We start from the raw sequence: 16,143 nt of genomic DNA, 5'->3' as shown, positions 1-16,143 counted from the left end.
AACTGTATTTTTGTTTGGTTTTAGTTTTATCTACTTTTCTAATCGCATTTACTAGTATTAAGTGCATTTATCAACCTAACCTTTTACAATTACCCCTTTAAATATAAGCTACAATTTTAAGGCTTAGCATTCGTCGTTTTTAACGTATTTGTGGAAAACGTGCGAGCAACCCGTTCTATTAGGCATTGGAGACTTTGGATGAGAGCATCTGCATTTTTTGATCAGCTTAAACAACAGATTGAACAAGTAAAAGAAGATGGATTATACAAAAGTGAACGTGTAATCACGTCACAACAACAAGCTGAAATTGAAGTTGCATCTGGCGACTCAGTAATCAACTTTTGTGCAAATAACTACTTAGGTTTAGCAAATCACCCAGAGTTAATTAATGCGGCAAAAGCTGGATTAGATGACCACGGTTTTGGTGTGGCATCAGTACGTTTTATTTGTGGTACGCAAGACATTCATAAAACGTTAGAAGCAAAAATTAGTAATTTCTTACAAACTGAAGATACTATTCTTTATTCATCTTGCTTCGATGCTAATGCAGGCCTTTTTGAAACAATTTTAGGCCCAGAAGATGCGATTATTTCAGACTCGTTAAACCATGCATCAATTATTGATGGTGTGCGCTTATGTAAAGCAAAACGCTTCCGTTATGCCAATAACGACATGGCTGATTTAGAGCAGCAATTAATTGCTGCTGATGAAGCGGGTGTTAAAACCAAACTAATTGCTACAGATGGCGTGTTCTCAATGGACGGCGTTATTTGTAACTTAGAAGCGTTATGCGATTTGGCTGACAAATACGATGCTTTGGTAATGGTTGATGATTCTCACGCGGTGGGTTTTGTTGGCGAAAACGGTCGTGGTACACCTGAATACTGTAATGTAATGGACCGCGTTGACATTATCACGGGTACATTAGGTAAAGCGCTAGGTGGTGCATCGGGCGGTTATACGTCAGGTAAAGCTGAAATTGTAGAATGGTTACGTCAGCGTTCTCGTCCTTACTTATTCTCAAATTCTCTCGCGCCTTCAATCGTTACAGCATCAATCAAAGTACTTGATATGCTTGCTGATGGTAAAGAGCTACGCGATACACTTTGGCAAAATGCGGCGTACTTCCGTGAGCAAATGGAAGCGGTTGGCTTTACTTGTGCAGGTAAAGACCACGCAATTATTCCAGTAATGTTAGGCGATGCTAAATTAGCAGCTGAAATGGCTGATAAATTACTGGCTGAAGGTATTTACGTAACAGGTTTCTCATTCCCTGTAGTACCAAAAGGGCAAGCGCGTATTCGTACACAGATTTCTGCTGCGCATACCCGTGAGCAACTAGATAAAGCAATTGCTGCATTTACCCGTATTGGTAAAGAATTAGGTATTATTTAATTTGATATTGGCCTGTTAGATAACAGGCCTTTTTTGTGAGTAAAAAGATGAAAGCATTATCAAAACTTAAAGCTGAACCAGGGATCTGGATGACAGAAACGGCTAAACCGGAAGTTGGCCACAATGACTTATTAATTAAAATCCGTAAAACAGCGATTTGCGGTACCGATGTACATATCTACAAATGGGACGAATGGTCACAAAATACCATTCCAGTACCTATGGTTGTGGGTCACGAATACGTTGGCGAAGTAGTGGATATGGGCCAAGAAGTACGTGGTTTTAAAGTGGGTGACCGCGTATCAGGTGAAGGCCATATTACCTGTGGTCACTGTCGTAACTGTCGTGCAGGCCGTGTTCACTTATGTCGAAACACGACAGGTGTAGGTGTAAACCGCGAAGGTGCATTTGCCGAATACTTAGTTATTCCTGCATACAATGCGTTTAAAATTCCTGACAACATCCCAGATGAATTAGCATCAATTTTTGACCCATTTGGTAATGCTGTTCACACGGCATTGTCTTTTGATTTAGTCGGTGAAGATGTACTGATCACAGGTGCAGGTCCTATTGGCATTATGGCTGCAGCGGTAGCTAAACATGTTGGTGCCCGTCATGTGGTAATTACGGATGTAAACGAATACCGTTTAGACCTTGCACGTAAAATGGGTGCAACACGCGCCGTAAACGTGGCGAACGAGAAATTAGAAGATGTGATGAATGAGCTTGGCATGACAGAAGGCTTTGATATTGGCCTTGAAATGTCAGGTGTACCGAGCGCGTTTAATAGCATGCTAAACAACATGAACCATGGTGGTAAAATTGCCATGCTAGGTATTCCACCATCAGATATGGCGGTTGACTGGAATCAGGTTATTTTTAAAGGGTTAATTATTAAAGGTATCTATGGCCGTGAAATGTTTGAAACTTGGTACAAAATGGCAAGTTTGATTCAATCTGGCTTAGATTTATCACCAATTATTACTCACGAATTCCACATTGATGACTTCCAACAAGGCTTTGATACCATGATTTCAGGCCAGTCAGGCAAAGTTATTTTAAATTGGGATTAAGCTATCGCTTGATGATATTATAAAGGGAGCATTTGCTCCCTTTTTTATTGAGGTATATATGTCATACAAACATATTTCAGTGTCGCAAACAGCAGCACTTCTTACAAATGACAATGTTGTTATTGCCGATATTCGTGATCCAAATAGTTTCAGCTCAGCACGTATTCCTGGATCTGAGCGCTTGTCGAATGAGAATTTGGCACAATTTTTAAATGAAAAAGATTATGAGCAACCAATAGTTGTTGTGTGTTATCACGGTATTAGTTCACAAAGTGCTGCGAATTATCTGGTTGAGCAGGGTTTTGAAGATGTTTACAGCATGGACGGTGGCTTTGCTGCGTGGGGCAGCGAGCAAGCCGATAATGTTGAATCAGGTGCGTAATCATTGTGAAGCAACTTACTACGCTAAGTAATGTAAGGGCTGCACAAGGTTTTTGTGATTACCTTAATAGCATTAATATTCACTGTGAATCAAAGCCAATTAACAGTGAAACCGTTGTATTGCTGGTGTCAGATAGTCAGTTTGAAGTTGCTGAAAAAGAATTGACGCAATTTCAAGCCAACCCTAACCAAGCAAAGTATCTTGAGGCATCTTGGCAGGTTGGTTCAACCAATAGTGGGCTAAGTTATGGCGGCAGCTCACTTAATTTGGTACCGCGATTTTTAAAGCTTTCACTACTTATCCAAAGCGTGTCATTGTTATCGATTTTGGTATATGGGGCGTTTGTTTTAGGCGGTTTTGAGTGGTTGTTTCCATACCTTCAGTTTGCCCCTAATGCACCACATACTTGGCTTGCGCCCACTATTATGCATTTTTCAGCAATGCATTTAATTTTTAATTTGATGTGGTGGATGTACCTTGGAGATAAAATAGCGCAACAATTAGGTAAACGCTTCTTAGTATTGGTATTTATTGTTACTGCACTTGCCAGTAACTGGCTTCAGTTTGGGTTGGTGAATGCTAACTTTGGCGGCCTGTCTGGTGTGGTTTATGGTTTATTGGGCTTTTGTTGGCTGTATGGTTATATTACTGGCAATAGCAAATTAGCTGTTAGCCCGTCCATTGTTGGCTTTATGTTGGTGTGGCTGGTACTTGGTTTTGCTGACGTGTTGTTTATCAATATGGCGAATTGGGCACATTTAGGCGGATTGATCGCCGGTGCTGTGCTTGGCGTGTTAGCTGCGAGTAGTCATAAAAAAAGCAAAGTTAATTAACTTTGCTTTTTTTGTTTTCTATCTAGTAATACAGATACTTAGTAAATAGCACATCGTGCACAACTTCTTGCCCTGTTTCTTCTTTTAGTAACTCTTTTATTCGCTCGCTGCAACGTTTGCGAATTTCCTCACGGCCAGTTAATGATTTAACGTGTTCTTCTTGCTCTTTGCTAATAATTTCAACAATCGCGTCGCGTAGTAAAGGTGAGTGGTGTTCAACCACTTCTAAATTGCCCATATCTTTAATCATTAGTTCAACCGTTACTCTAACGTAACCTAATTTTTTATTTGACGTCGCAATGTAGTTTGTAATGATATCTGGCTCAAAGCCAAAATAACCAAAGTTAGACGCAGCATCGGCCTTAGGCGTTGATAGTGATAAAAAAAGTGTAATTAGAAATATCGATAGGCTACGCATTGCGTGACTAACACCTTGTTTTTCCCATAGTAACTTAACAATAATAATACTTGATTATGGGCTTTTTACTAGTCACTTAAACGTAATTTAATTGAAAATTTAATTTACCATTTAGCTCACTGTTATCCAGTGCTAAAATGGTGCGATTTTTTTTCGCAGCAGGTTATTGTGGTAACTTTCCCTTTAGATATTTCGGCGCAGTGGCATCAAAATTTTACCCAGTTAAATAGTGTGCAGAGTGAGTGGTTGTTAGAAACCGGTTCGCTTACTGCTAAGTTGAAGCAAACGTTTTCGCAATTTAGTGTGCGCGTGCTAAGCGAAAAGCACATTACGCTCAGCGCACAGCAAGCCAATGTGTTAGGTGCTGATCAGCAAACTGCGCTATGCCGCGAAGTTATTTTATATGGTGATGAAAAACCACGGGTGTATGCGCAAAGCTGGATTCCGCTTGAGCAATTAACTGACAATAGTCTGTTTTTAAATTTGGGGGAGCGCCCGCTCGGTGAGTTTATTTTTCAGCACCCTAATTTAGTGCGGGAAGATTTAATGATCACCCAGTTTTCGGGCTGTGCACAACTTCACTCGTTATTACAAGACTTGTCGCTTGAAATCGCTGATGTTTCAGCTCGCCGCAGTGTGTTTCATTTAGCAGACCTAAAACTAATGGTGTGTGAAGCCTTTTTACCAGGAGCATTTGAATAACCATGATCCAGCTAACATGGCAAAATCGTGATGCCTATAAAGCGTTAATGCGCACTGATAAACCAATTGGTACTTTGCTTTTGTTATGGCCAACATACTGGGCACTATGGCTAGCGAGTTCTGGTGTGCCAGATTTAACGATTTTGCTTGTTTTTAGCGCTGGTGTATTTGTTATGCGCAGCGCTGGCTGTGTAATTAATGACTTTGCTGACCGTAAAGTGGATGGTTTGGTTAAACGCACTCATATGCGCCCATTGGCATCCGGTAAAGCAACACCAGTAGAGGCGATTCAGCTTTTTACTCTACTGATTTTAATAGCATTTATCTTGGTGCTATTTTTAAATTGGCAAACCGTGTTACTGTCACTTGGGGCGTTAGCATTAGCATTTTGTTATCCCTTTATGAAGCGCTATACCCATTTGCCTCAAGTCGTGCTCGGCGCCGCATTTAGTTGGTCGATTCCAATGGCGTATATGGCTGTGCTTGGTGAAGTACCCGAGGAAGCGTGGTGGCTGTATTTTGCTAACCTCGTTTGGACTGTGGCATACGATACCATGTACGGCATGGTAGACAGGGACGATGATGTGAAAATTGGGGTTAAATCTACCGCTATTTTTTTTGGTCGTTTCGATAAAGCCGCGGTATTTATACTGCAAATCGCTTTTTTACTGACCTTAGTATTTATTGGTTTCAACCGCAATTTGCCATGGCCATTTGACGTTGGCGTGCTGCTATCAGCATTTTTGTTGGCGCATCAGCAAGTAAAAATTAAGCACCGCGACCGCGATGCCTGTTTTTGGGCGTTCTTAAACAATAACTACGTTGGGTTATTTATATTTATGGGCATAGCTGCAAGCTTTATTGGCTAGGGTCAACAAAGTTTGTGCTTGAATTATTTTTTCTAAACCAACCAGCAATAGAGTAGCGAGTGCTACCAGCCGCTAATACTTCGTGCGGGAAGCGTTCACTTTCAAAACAAATTAACGTACCAGCCTTCGGTGCTACTTTAGCGAGTGGTTCTTTGCCTTTTTCTGGGTAGATTAATAGCTCGCCGCCTTGGCTTGGGGTATTTAAATAGCAAACTGTGGTAAATACACGGTTTGATTTACCTTTAAACGCATCTAAATGCTTCTTGTAAAAATCACCTTGTTGATAAACCGCAAAATGGCATTCGTAATCAAATAGGCCTAGGTAGAAGCTTTGGTTGATTGCTACTCTAATTTGCTCCATGAGGGCTAGGTATCTCGTTTCGGCAGCTGTTTCACCATTAAACCATTTTGTTTTATCACTACGAATTGAACTTGCTTGCTGTAAATCCTGATGGCGTCCAATTTTAGCGTGTTGAAATTGTGCTTCTCGTGCTTCACATTGCTGTTGTAATTGAGCTATTAACTCTGCAGAAATCGCATTTTCGATAATGCAATAGCCATTTTCCGCTATATTATCGAGCAGATTGTCGAGGTATAAAAAGGTCTCGGGTGAGCAGTTCATAAATAACGCCAAATATAAAAATTGGCGTTATTTTAAAGAACATTTAGTCAGTTAGAAAGTTGCTTTTGCAAGTTCAATTTCTGGGCGAGCACCTGCTTCTAAAGTAATAAAGTTTAAGAGCTCAGAAATATTAGGTGCCGTTAGATTCGCTTTTGCAATTTGCAGCTCTAAGTTGAGTTTTTCAGATTGCTCAATCATTTCACTTAAATTTACAAGTTCTTCATTGTTCGTCACTTGTTGCATTAAATCGAGCGTAGTGAGTGCTATGTGATTACGGTCACTTAATTTAGTAACCACTTGCTCAAACGTACCTAATCGTAATGAATCTTGTTTGTTAAGATTAGTTGCTGCCTGATTAATTAACTTACCAAGTGCTTGATTAGTACTTACTGTCGCCAACATAGGTAGTTTGGTTATTTGTGATAACTGTACCGGAGAACTTTGTAAAATAGGGTGGTCTTTATGGCAGAACATCACCACTTGTTCTGGCAGGCTAAACATTTCACCTGAGCTTGTTGCGATAGGCGCATTAATTGCTAAATCAAGTCGACCATTTCGAATATTCTGCAATAACGTATCGGCATCTTGTAGTTGCATTTCAATAGAAATGTTCGGGAATTGTTGCATAAATTTGCCACATGCTTGTGGTACTAAACCAATGGCTTCTGGGCTATAACCAATCACAATTTTGTCGTTTTTGGCTTCGGTAAATTTACTTAATTTTTGTTTAAGTAATGCATGATTATCGAGCGCTTGTTGGCAGTACTGTAAAAATACTTCGCCCGCGGCGGTTAGCTTAACCGAGCGCGTCGAACGTGTTAATAAATTGCAAGCAAGATCTAATTCAAGCGTTTGAATGCTGCGGGTAAGGGCTGATGTGCTTAAGTTACACACCTCTGCAGCTTTGCGAAAATGTTGATGATGGGCAAGTGCAATAAACTGTTCAAATTGCTCTATACGCATGATTACTCCTGTAAACTAAAATCCGTGATTGTTGCTAATGAGAACATAATTAGGGTACAAATACCATTGCTAAAGTGTAATTAATTATTAGAGTTATCATTCTACGTAAATGAATGATAACGAAGTTAAAAGTTATACATTAGGACAAGACTTTTAGCTTAGTAAAGCACTACTTTAGTTTGTTGTGTTTTTATTCAGTTTACCGACGTATTTCAAATATTGGTTAATGCGTCATTAGGAATAGTCGCTACCGTAAAGTTAAAACGAAAAAGTAAATAAAACGGCTAAATGTTTTTCTCAATCGGGAAATTGATCTCTAATTGCTAAAAATTCATCGAGGTTATCAATAAAAATCTCAATTAGTTTGGGATCAAACTGCTTACCTTTTTCGTCTTTTAACAATGTAAGTATTTTATCGAGCGGCCAAGCGGGTTTGTAGCAGCGTTCGCTGCCAAGTGCATCAAACACATCTGCAAGCGCTGTAATACGCCCTGATATATCAATATCTTCACCTACGAGTTGCTGCGGATAACCCTTGCCGTCCCAACGTTCATGATGCTCATACGCAATCGTCGCACCCTGTTTTAAGATTTCATTAGTTGAGTTTTTAAGTATGTCGTAGCCAATCTCAGCGTGTGACTGCATGATTTCCCATTCTTGGGCGTCATGCTTTCCGGGTTTATTGAGAATATGATCAGGGATGGAGATTTTACCAATATCGTGTAGCGGTGAAGCCAGTTTGATAATTTCTGCCTGATATGGGGTTAACCCGTATTTAATTGCAAGCAAATAACTATAATGGGCTACACGTTTTACGTGGCTGCCTGTTTCTTTACTACGTTTTTCAACGGCTTCCCCAAGAATATAAGAGAGTTCTTTTTGTGACTCTCTAATGAGTTCACGAAGCCGTAAGTTGTCGTATGCAAGGGCAATGTTATGGGCAAAAAACTCTAGCAGTTGATGGTCCGAAGAGTTTAAATCTGATGACTTACTGACATACAGCATCGTCTCTAAGCCGCCTTTTGTTGGGAAATAGCCAACATATTCCTGCGGTGTTTTAAACGATGACTTCGTATTGTGTGCTTGCTCGAATAAATTGCCAATTTCGCTTGGTACGTCTTGCTTTGTGTTATCAGCACCAGAGCAAGCTAGTAGTTTAAAATCTGTTGCATTATCGGTCTGCGAGTTGATTGCTGCGGCACAGTAAATCTCTTTATTGCTGTGGCCAATTACACCTGAAACATGCTCTAGAATCGAAGATGCAAATTCGTTAACCGTTTCACACTCTAAGAATTTAGCAGAAGCATTAATGATGTTTTCAAGTCCCAATTTATGCTGCTCAATAATGCAAATATCACGATAAGAGCGAAGGGCAGAGTACAACAATGTTTTGAGTTTTATTGCAGTGAGTTCAGTTTTATTTTTGTAATCGTTAATATCGTAATCACGAATCACTGACTCTTCGGGTGCTTCACCTGGTTGTCCGGTACGTAAAATCAGGCGAATATCGTGATTATCGGCGTCTTCGCGAATATAACGAATGAGATCCAAACCAGCGTGGCTAGTTTCCATAACTACATCCACTAACGCTACGGCAACCTCGGGCAACCCTTTAAGCATTTGCATTGCCTCAGCGGCAGTGTATGCGTGGTGAAAGATCAGCCGCTTATCTTCAAACGTAAAGCCGTTTAGAACCAGCTTGGTGACCTGATGAATATCTTCTTCATCATCAACTACCAAAATATTCCAACTCTCGTCGTTTGACGCTTTTGCAATGTCATCAATTTGCTCTTCGGCAAATAGAAAGTCCGTCACAGTCGCTGCTCTAATTTATGAATCTTATTTAAAAGTATAGAAGCAAAAAACTAGAGTAGTGAAATATTAAATGTCACTAATATTACGTCGCGTTGTAAGGCTAGGGCTTTTATATGGCACTGTCGTCATTATCAATAACAGGTTTACTTTCTATATTATTGAGTTCGATTTCGATAGCCTGACAAGAGATATGTATTTCGTAAAGTGACAGCACTAATGAGTACAGCAAACACGCTAAGCTTAAACCAAATAAGCCTGTACCCAGCAAGTTTTGAGTGAGAAATACAGCGAACATGGCTGCGGTGCAAAGCAAAAAAGAAAGTACACCAAAAAACTGCATGCGGCGAATCAAATTTAGGCGGTCGCGAAGGTTGGAAATTTGCGCCTTCACCATAGCTCGAATTTCATTGCCATTTTCACGTGAATTTAATTGTCTAATAAGTTGTGCAAGTACCAAAAAACGGTTGGTATATGCGAGTAAAAGCAATGATATTGCTGGAAAAAGCAGCGCTGGGGTGGTTAAGTTTAGTTCAATTGTCATACCGTTTTAATAATTTCTTTTTTAGTAATAAATACTTATTTTTTTTATTTTACAACTAGGTTATTCCATCCGACTATATTGTAGGCTAGACTAAAGCGCAAAAATAACACGATTAAATCTCATCGCTATAGTAAGCAGTGCCAGATTTTATTGTCTACACTTATCTTTGATTTTTATTATTCATAACAACGAATGATAACAAAGAAACTTTATACGTAAATTGGATTACATTAGAGCAATAATAATAAAAAGCTCAAAGGGGGATACATGGGTGAAAATAAGAGCAAGCAGTTAAATGAAGTGCTGAGTGCTTTAAACAGTTTATCGCCTAGTGATGTGTTTAATCTTGCAGCAGAAAAAGTGAATGCAAGTCAAGAAAGTATCGAGCAACAAGTTGCTGACGCAATTGAGTTCGAACATCCGTATATTTCTGAATTAAGTCAAACCTTTACGACGAATATCGCGCCGATATTGCAAACTCTTTTACTAAGCGCGAGTCAACAGGCGCTAGAAAAAGGCCATCAAGCGGCAATGGTTCAACATCAAAATGATGAAGATGAGCACATTCAGCAGCTTGAAGCGCAACTAGCCGAATTTAAAAAGAAAGCAAATCAATTAGAGCTGGATAACGAATCGCTAGAAGAGGCGATTGCAGCGAAAGAAGCTGAGCTTGAAAAAGTAAGTGACGAATTAAGCTCTCAATCAGAGCAGCAACAAGGCGAGCTTAGTAGCAAAATTGCTGAGCTTACAGAAAGTCTTGAACTTGCAGAGTCGCAGCTTCACAAACAAAAAGAACAAAACGAAGCACAGTCTAACAAGCTTAAACAGCTGATTGATGAGCGCAGAACAGAGCATCAGAGCCAAGATCAAAAGCTAGTTAAAGTGAAAAAAGTATTTACTGATGAAATTGAGCTACTAAAGCAAGAATCAACCGGTAAAGACGAAGTTATCGAGAAATTAAAGCAACAGCTTGATGACGTAAGTGGCGAGCTAGATTCAGTACATGAGAAGCACCAATCACTGTCGCAAGAAGCGAATAAAGACAGTGAAACATTGCGCTCGATGTTAGAAGACAAAGAAAAATCACTGCAACAATACGAGAAAGATAAAGCAGAACTTGAAAGCCAAGTGAAAGAGCAATCAGAGGTTGTTGGTAAACTTGAAGAGCAAAACAAACTGCTTTCATCTGATATTGAACAGCACAAAGAGCAAGTTAGCGAACTGTCTGAGAAGTTAACGCAAATCAGTCAAGAAAGTGAAGGTCGCTTCAACGATTTGAAGAAAGACTTGAGCCAAGAAGCAAGCGCGCTTAAAGAGAAAGTGAAAGCGCAAGCAGATGCACTTTCTGAAGAAACATCTAAAAACCAAGAGTTAATGGAAAAACTCACACTGCTTGAAAACGCGAAGCAAGATGACCAAGATTTGATTTCGCAGTTACGCCGTCAGTTAGAAGCGCAAGACACTGCGCTTAACCGTGAACAAGGCCGTAACTCAAGCTTGCTAAGTCGTATTGAAAAGGATACTCAACAAGCACGTGGTGCTTATGAGTCAATACGTAGCGAAAACATTGGCTTAACGGACCGTGTGGAAGAGCTTGAAGCAAAAGTAACCGAATTTAAGCTTAAGTTTGAATACGCACAGAAACAGCTTAACCAAGAATAATAGTGAGAATAGAAAAAAGGCGTGCTAATTAGCACGCCTTTTTTATGTGTTTTAAGCCGAATCTTGCTACAATTCGCCTAATTAAATTTTAGACTGAACAATAATGAAAAAACCTAATAACTTTCAGCGCATTCGCGAACTTAACTATGTACAGCAAGCATCATTAGCAGCGGCAATGATTGAACGAATGCTGCCTAATTATTTGTTATTTAGTGAAGCGTTAGAGTTTGGTAATGGTACAGAGCTACGCAATGCTCTTAACTCATTGTGGGAAAAACTATTATTGCCAAAAGCTAAAATTAGCTTAGAAAAATTAAACGAAAAGGTTGAACAAAATACGCCTGATCTAAACGACTTTGATATGTTTGGCGTATACCCTGCAATTGATACTTGTACTGCGTTAATTACCTTAATTAATGGTATGCAGCAAAAAGAAGAAGCTAATTTTGTTGATGTGTGCAAAATATCGCAAGCAAGTGTGGCGAAGTTTATCGAATACCAATTAACATCTGAAGGTGAAATAGCCGATAATGCAGCGCTTCGTGCTCACCCTCTAATGGCGTATGAAATGGAAGTGCTCGCAGAGCTGATTGATAAAGTTGAGTCGTTTGAACGTATCGATAAAGACGCAGTGAAAGCGTTAAAACAATTAGCAATTGCTGATGGTCAAAGCAACATCGGTATTGAAATTTAACGCTTTTATGGGCTACTTGGTCGCTAACAAGTAGCTCGTAACCTGACCAAAATTATTTTCCTTTAAAATTTGCCAGCCGTCTGGGAAATTCAAATTTACTAATTCTTTTTCGACTTCCAAATACACAACCGCATCGTTATTTAGCAAATTATTGTCAGCTAATAAGTGGCAGGTTTGTTCTGCTAAATTTTTGCGAAAGGGGGGATCAATAAATACTAAGTCGAATTTATCAGCTAGTTTGGGCAAAACCTCTAGACTGTTCCCATGTTTTAATGTGGTATTTTCTGCTTTAAGTACATTGATGTTTTCAGCGATCTGTCGATGTGCTGTTGTATCCAGTTCAATAAACGTTACTTTTTCGGCGTAGCGAGACAGTGCTTCGAACCCTAAACCACCTGAACCTGCAAAACAATCTAACACATTGGCATTGCTGGTGTATGGCATCAACCAGTTAAATACGGTTTCCTTCACTCTGTCTGTTGTAGGTCTCAAGCCTTCAACATCATGCACTTTTAACTTTCTCGAACGGAACTTGCCGCCAATAATTCTAATTTGGCCAGAATTGTTTGTTGGCTTGTTTTTTTGCTTGTGTGATCGCATTACAAATTTACTTACAGAATTAGACTAAAAAACCAATATGATTTTTTTCATTCACCGGTGAAAGTGATACCATATTGGGAATTGTAGTTTATCAGAATTTTGTGATTGGTATTTAACTTAAATGGCAAAAAATAAATTTTTATCTTGGCTTGGTTTCGGCAAAAAAGACGAGCAACAGCAGCAAGAAGAAGCACGCCTAGCGGCAGAAGAACAAGCGCGATTAGAAGCGGAAGAAAAGGCACGTTTAGAAGCTGAGGCTGAAGAAAAACGCCAAGCGGAACTAGCGGCGCGTTTAGCAGCTGAGGCTGAAGAAAAGCGCCAAGCTGACGAAGCGGCACGTTTAGCCGCTGGGGCGGAAGAGAAACGCCAAGCCGAGCAAGCGGCACGAATAGCTGCTGAGGCAGAAGAAAAGCGCAAAGCCGAAGAGGCGGCACGTTTAGAGGCTGAGGCTGAAGAAAAACGCCAAGCTGAGCAAGCGGCACGAATAGCTGCTGAGGCGGATGCAAAGCGCCAAGCTGAGGAAGCAGCGCGATTAGCCGCTGAGGCTGAAGAAAAACGTCAGGCCGAAGAAGCGGCACGAATAGCTGCTGAGGCTGAAGAAAAGCGCCAAGCCGAAGAGGCAGCTCGTTTAGAAGAGGCAGCTCGTTTAGAGGCAGAGGCTGAAGCAAAACGCCAAGCGGAAGAAGCGGCGCGTTTAGCAGCTGAAGCGGAAGAAAAACGCCAAGCAGAGGAAGCAGCTCGTTTAGAAGCAGAAGAGCAAGCTAAACAGCAAGCTGAAAAAAGTAAGGAACCTAAACTTGGCTTCTTTGGTCGCTTGAAAAGAGGCTTACTTAAAACAAAGCAAAACATCGGTACAGGTTTTGCCAATATTTTTAGCGGTAAAAAAATCGATGATGAGCTATTTGAAGAACTTGAAACTCAATTACTGACAGCTGATGTCGGTGTTGATACAACCTTAAAGTTAATCGATAGTCTAACCGATGCGGCTGATCGCAAGCAGCTAAAAGATGGTGATGCACTATACGGCCTATTAAAAGAAGAAATGTCGTCAATGTTAGCAAGTGCAGACAAACCGCTTGTGATTGAAAACAGCGATGGCCCATTTGTTATCTTAATGGTCGGTGTAAACGGCGTAGGTAAAACAACAACCATTGGTAAGTTAGCTAAGCAATTCCAAGCTGAAGGTAAATCGGTTATGTTAGCTGCGGGCGACACATTCCGTGCAGCTGCGGTAGAGCAGTTACAAGTGTGGGGCGAACGTAACGATATTCCTGTTATTGCGCAGCACACCGGCGCTGATAGTGCATCTGTTGTGTTTGATGCATTGCAAGCAGCGAAGGCTCGTAACGTGGATGTATTAATTGCCGATACTGCGGGTCGTTTACAAAACAAAGATCACTTAATGCAAGAGCTAGAAAAAATTGCACGTGTGATGAAAAAGCTTGATGTGAATGCGCCACATGAAGTGATGCTAACTATCGATGCAGGTACTGGTCAAAACGCAATTAGCCAAGTAAAACTATTTGATCAAGCTGTAGGCCTGACAGGGATCAGCATAACGAAATTAGATGGTACAGCAAAAGGTGGTGTTATTTTTGCGGTGGCTGACCAATTTAATATTCCAATTCGCTATATAGGTGTGGGTGAAGGTATTGATGATTTACGTACCTTTAATAGCACAGACTTTATTGAGGCTCTGTTTAGCGAAGAATAATTCAACGACATAATTATAATAATGATAAAATTTCAACAGGTAAGTAAAACATACCCAGGTGGCCATAAAGCAATTGAGAAAGTAAGTTTTCACTTACAACCCGGTGAACTCGCTTTCTTGACTGGCCACAGTGGGGCAGGGAAAAGCACCTTGCTTAAACTGATCAGCTTGATGGAGCGCCCATCTGCTGGTGAGGTATATATAAATGGTGTGCTGCTAAATAAAGTAACGGCAAAGCAAGTTCCTTATGTTAGGCGCGATATTGGCGTTATTTTTCAAAACCACCGATTGCTTGACCGTTACTCGGTATTCGATAATGTGGCGTTGCCACTGGTTATTGCTGGCAGTCATCGCCGTGATATCGAAAAACGAGTGCATGCAGCCCTCGATAAGGTAGGGCTGTTAAATAAAGCACGCTGTGCACCAGAAACCCTATCGGGTGGTGAACAACAACGCGTTGGTATTGCGCGGGCAATTGTTAATTCACCGCCTATTTTACTTGCCGACGAACCTACCGGTAATTTAGATCCTGAGTTGTCAGTTGAAATTTTAAAACTGTTTGAAGAATTCAATCAACATGGCACGACTGTGCTTATTGCTACCCACGATTTAGGCTTAATAGCGCGTATGAAGTACCGCAGCTTAACCTTAAAGGCAGGCAATTTAGTCACCGATCCACTTATGGGAGGTGCATAATGAGTTTATTGTTTAAAGGCCGTAAAAGTCAGGGTGAACAGGTTCAGCACTCTTATTTTATGGGGTTGTACTTTGCCTTTATGAATACCATTCGCCAAGGTGTACACAGCCTAGGTGAATTGTGGCGAACGCCAGTTGCATCACTGATGACCATTGCAGTGCTCGGGCTTAGTTTAACCCTGCCTACCACCTTGTACGTGGTAGTTAAGAATGTGCAAAAGGTAAGCAGCGGTTTTGACAATGCAGCTGAAATTTCACTGTTTTTAAAACAAGATATCTCCGACAAAGAATCGAGTGCACTGATTAAGCGCCTGTCTCTTTATAACGAAGTAAAAGATGTGCGTTTTATTTCAAAGCAAGATGCATTAGAAGAATTTAAAGTGGCGTCGGGCTTTGGCGAAGCACTTAATTACCTCGACGAAAATCCACTTCCCAGTGTTGTTTTAGTCACACCGAATAGCCAATTTACCAAACCAGAAGCGGCACGTGAATTGCTCGATAAACTCGAGCGAGAGCGAGATGTTGATTTTGGTAAACTCGATATAGAGTGGTTGGAAAGACTTAATGCGTTACTTAGCTTGTTACGTGAAAGCGTGCTTACAATTGCATTTTTGCTGTTAACCTCAGTTGTGTTGATTGTAGGTAATACCATTCGTTTGTCGATTATGGATAAGAAACAAGAAATTCAGCTAATGAAGCTCGTTGGTGCAACCAATCATTTTATTCAAGCACCGTTTTTGTGGACGGGCATTTGGTATGGCATTGTCGGTGGTTTTATTGCTTTTCTAGCGGTATTGATGATGTTGCTTTGGCTTGATAATGCCGTTACGCAAGTTGTGGGCGTGTATAACGCTAACTTTAACTTACAGGGACTCAATTTTAGTGAATTTCTTGTACTGCTAGGGCTTGCTGTGTGTTTAGGTTTATTTGGGTCGTTCTTATCAGTTAAGCGCTATATCGACGCCATTGAGCCAAACGAGGTGTAATTTCAATATTGCGTTTTACAATAAAACTACATTTAAAATTGTCGATATTTCAGGTCATTAGTTTTTTCTTACAAGTTTCACGGAACTTTAACTTGAATTCCTGCTCAAAACCTGTAAATTCAGATTAGCACTCTAGTTAAGAGAGTGCTAAAATTGAGAAAGTTTGTTACTCCACCTG

General features: G+C 40.4%; 17 protein-coding genes. 11 read left to right on the top strand and 6 right to left on the bottom strand.

Going from position 1 to position 16,143, the window contains the following annotated elements; translation table 11 throughout:
* Positions 1 to 198: 198 nt before the first annotated feature.
* From AN214_RS04685 to glpG, 4 genes are read left to right on the top strand one after another with little or no spacing between them, the layout of a single operon-like run.
* Entirely contained in the window at positions 199 to 1,395 is a 1,197-nt protein-coding gene (locus tag AN214_RS04685; protein WP_010560850.1) for a glycine C-acetyltransferase, read from the top strand.
* A gap of 47 nt (positions 1,396 to 1,442) precedes the next feature.
* Positions 1,443 to 2,468, top strand: a complete 1,026-nt coding sequence (tdh, locus tag AN214_RS04680; protein WP_054978625.1) for an L-threonine 3-dehydrogenase — start codon at positions 1,443 to 1,445, stop codon at positions 2,466 to 2,468.
* A gap of 58 nt (positions 2,469 to 2,526) precedes the next feature.
* Positions 2,527 to 2,850, top strand: coding sequence for a thiosulfate sulfurtransferase GlpE (gene glpE / locus AN214_RS04675; RefSeq protein WP_054978624.1), 324 nt, complete (start codon positions 2,527 to 2,529; stop codon positions 2,848 to 2,850).
* A gap of 5 nt (positions 2,851 to 2,855) precedes the next feature.
* The gene (glpG, locus tag AN214_RS04670) at positions 2,856 to 3,683 is read left to right on the top strand and encodes a rhomboid family intramembrane serine protease GlpG (RefSeq protein WP_054978623.1); all 828 of its coding nucleotides are present in this window, start codon (positions 2,856 to 2,858) and stop codon (positions 3,681 to 3,683) included.
* A gap of 22 nt (positions 3,684 to 3,705) precedes the next feature.
* Here glpG and AN214_RS04665 read toward each other — a convergent pair whose 3' ends face one another.
* Positions 3,706 to 4,101, bottom strand: a complete 396-nt coding sequence (locus AN214_RS04665) for a flagellar basal body-associated protein FliL (RefSeq protein ID WP_010560846.1) — start codon at positions 4,099 to 4,101, stop codon at positions 3,706 to 3,708.
* Between the two features lie 168 nt (positions 4,102 to 4,269).
* Between AN214_RS04665 and AN214_RS04660 the strand changes: the two genes are divergently transcribed.
* Positions 4,270 to 4,803 carry a chorismate lyase gene (locus tag AN214_RS04660; RefSeq protein ID WP_161805658.1) on the top strand — a complete coding sequence of 178 codons (534 nt, stop codon included), beginning with the start codon at positions 4,270 to 4,272 and terminating at the stop codon, positions 4,801 to 4,803.
* Positions 4,804 to 4,805: 2 nt separating this feature from the next.
* Entirely contained in the window at positions 4,806 to 5,672 is an 867-nt protein-coding gene (gene ubiA, locus AN214_RS04655; protein WP_054978621.1) for a 4-hydroxybenzoate octaprenyltransferase, read from the top strand.
* Here the strand turns inward: ubiA and AN214_RS04650 are convergent.
* The 4 genes from AN214_RS04650 to AN214_RS04635 all read right to left on the bottom strand — a co-directional run bounded on the left by AN214_RS04650 (position 5,662) and on the right by AN214_RS04635 (position 9,613).
* The gene (locus tag AN214_RS04650; protein ID WP_054978620.1) at positions 5,662 to 6,294 is read right to left on the bottom strand and encodes a 2OG-Fe(II) oxygenase; all 633 of its coding nucleotides are present in this window, start codon (positions 6,292 to 6,294) and stop codon (positions 5,662 to 5,664) included. The genes ubiA and AN214_RS04650 overlap by 11 nt on opposite strands.
* A 51-nt stretch (positions 6,295 to 6,345) precedes the next feature.
* On the bottom strand, positions 6,346 to 7,257 hold the full coding sequence (locus tag AN214_RS04645; RefSeq protein ID WP_054978619.1) for a LysR family transcriptional regulator: 912 nt from the start codon (positions 7,255 to 7,257) through the stop codon (positions 6,346 to 6,348).
* A 297-nt stretch (positions 7,258 to 7,554) separates the two neighbouring features.
* The gene (locus AN214_RS04640; RefSeq protein ID WP_054978618.1) at positions 7,555 to 9,072 is read right to left on the bottom strand and encodes a DUF3369 domain-containing protein; all 1,518 of its coding nucleotides are present in this window, start codon (positions 9,070 to 9,072) and stop codon (positions 7,555 to 7,557) included.
* A gap of 109 nt (positions 9,073 to 9,181) precedes the next feature.
* Positions 9,182 to 9,613: a DUF2721 domain-containing protein gene (locus AN214_RS04635; RefSeq protein WP_010560840.1), complete on the bottom strand. Its 432-nt coding sequence runs from the start codon at positions 9,611 to 9,613 to the stop codon at positions 9,182 to 9,184.
* 267 nt (positions 9,614 to 9,880) lie between these two features.
* Between AN214_RS04635 and AN214_RS04630 the strand changes: the two genes are divergently transcribed.
* Positions 9,881 to 11,275 (top strand): hypothetical protein, encoded by a 1,395-nt coding sequence (locus AN214_RS04630; RefSeq protein WP_054978617.1) that lies wholly within the window; start codon positions 9,881 to 9,883, stop codon positions 11,273 to 11,275.
* A gap of 103 nt (positions 11,276 to 11,378) precedes the next feature.
* Entirely contained in the window at positions 11,379 to 11,969 is a 591-nt protein-coding gene (locus AN214_RS04625) for a YjaG family protein (RefSeq protein WP_010560838.1), read from the top strand.
* Positions 11,970 to 11,981: 12 nt separating this feature from the next.
* On the opposite strand, the gene rsmD is transcribed toward AN214_RS04625, so the two are convergent.
* A complete protein-coding gene (rsmD, locus tag AN214_RS04620) occupies positions 11,982 to 12,569 on the bottom strand; it encodes a 16S rRNA (guanine(966)-N(2))-methyltransferase RsmD (RefSeq protein ID WP_054978616.1) in 588 nt (195 codons plus the stop codon).
* A 121-nt stretch (positions 12,570 to 12,690) separates the two neighbouring features.
* Here rsmD and ftsY point away from each other — a divergent pair, with 121 nt between their 5' ends.
* Genes ftsY through ftsX form a run of 3 tightly spaced genes read left to right on the top strand, consistent with a single transcriptional unit; the run spans position 12,691 to position 15,965 of the window.
* Positions 12,691 to 14,283, top strand: a complete 1,593-nt coding sequence (ftsY, locus tag AN214_RS04615) for a signal recognition particle-docking protein FtsY (RefSeq protein WP_054978615.1) — start codon at positions 12,691 to 12,693, stop codon at positions 14,281 to 14,283.
* A gap of 21 nt (positions 14,284 to 14,304) precedes the next feature.
* Positions 14,305 to 14,979: a cell division ATP-binding protein FtsE gene (ftsE, locus tag AN214_RS04610; protein ID WP_010560835.1), complete on the top strand. Its 675-nt coding sequence runs from the start codon at positions 14,305 to 14,307 to the stop codon at positions 14,977 to 14,979.
* Complete coding sequence (gene ftsX, locus AN214_RS04605) at positions 14,979 to 15,965, top strand: permease-like cell division protein FtsX (protein ID WP_010560834.1); 987 nt, start codon at positions 14,979 to 14,981, stop codon at positions 15,963 to 15,965. Before ftsE ends, ftsX begins: the two co-directional genes overlap by 1 nt.
* The last annotated feature ends 178 nt before the right edge of the window (positions 15,966 to 16,143 follow it).

It is taken from the genome of Pseudoalteromonas sp. P1-9 (assembly GCF_001399975.1).
Taxonomy (GTDB): domain Bacteria; phylum Pseudomonadota; class Gammaproteobacteria; order Enterobacterales; family Alteromonadaceae; genus Pseudoalteromonas.
The sequence above is the reverse complement of the archived record's forward strand: the minus strand, read 5'-3'. Positions and strand labels throughout refer to the sequence as shown.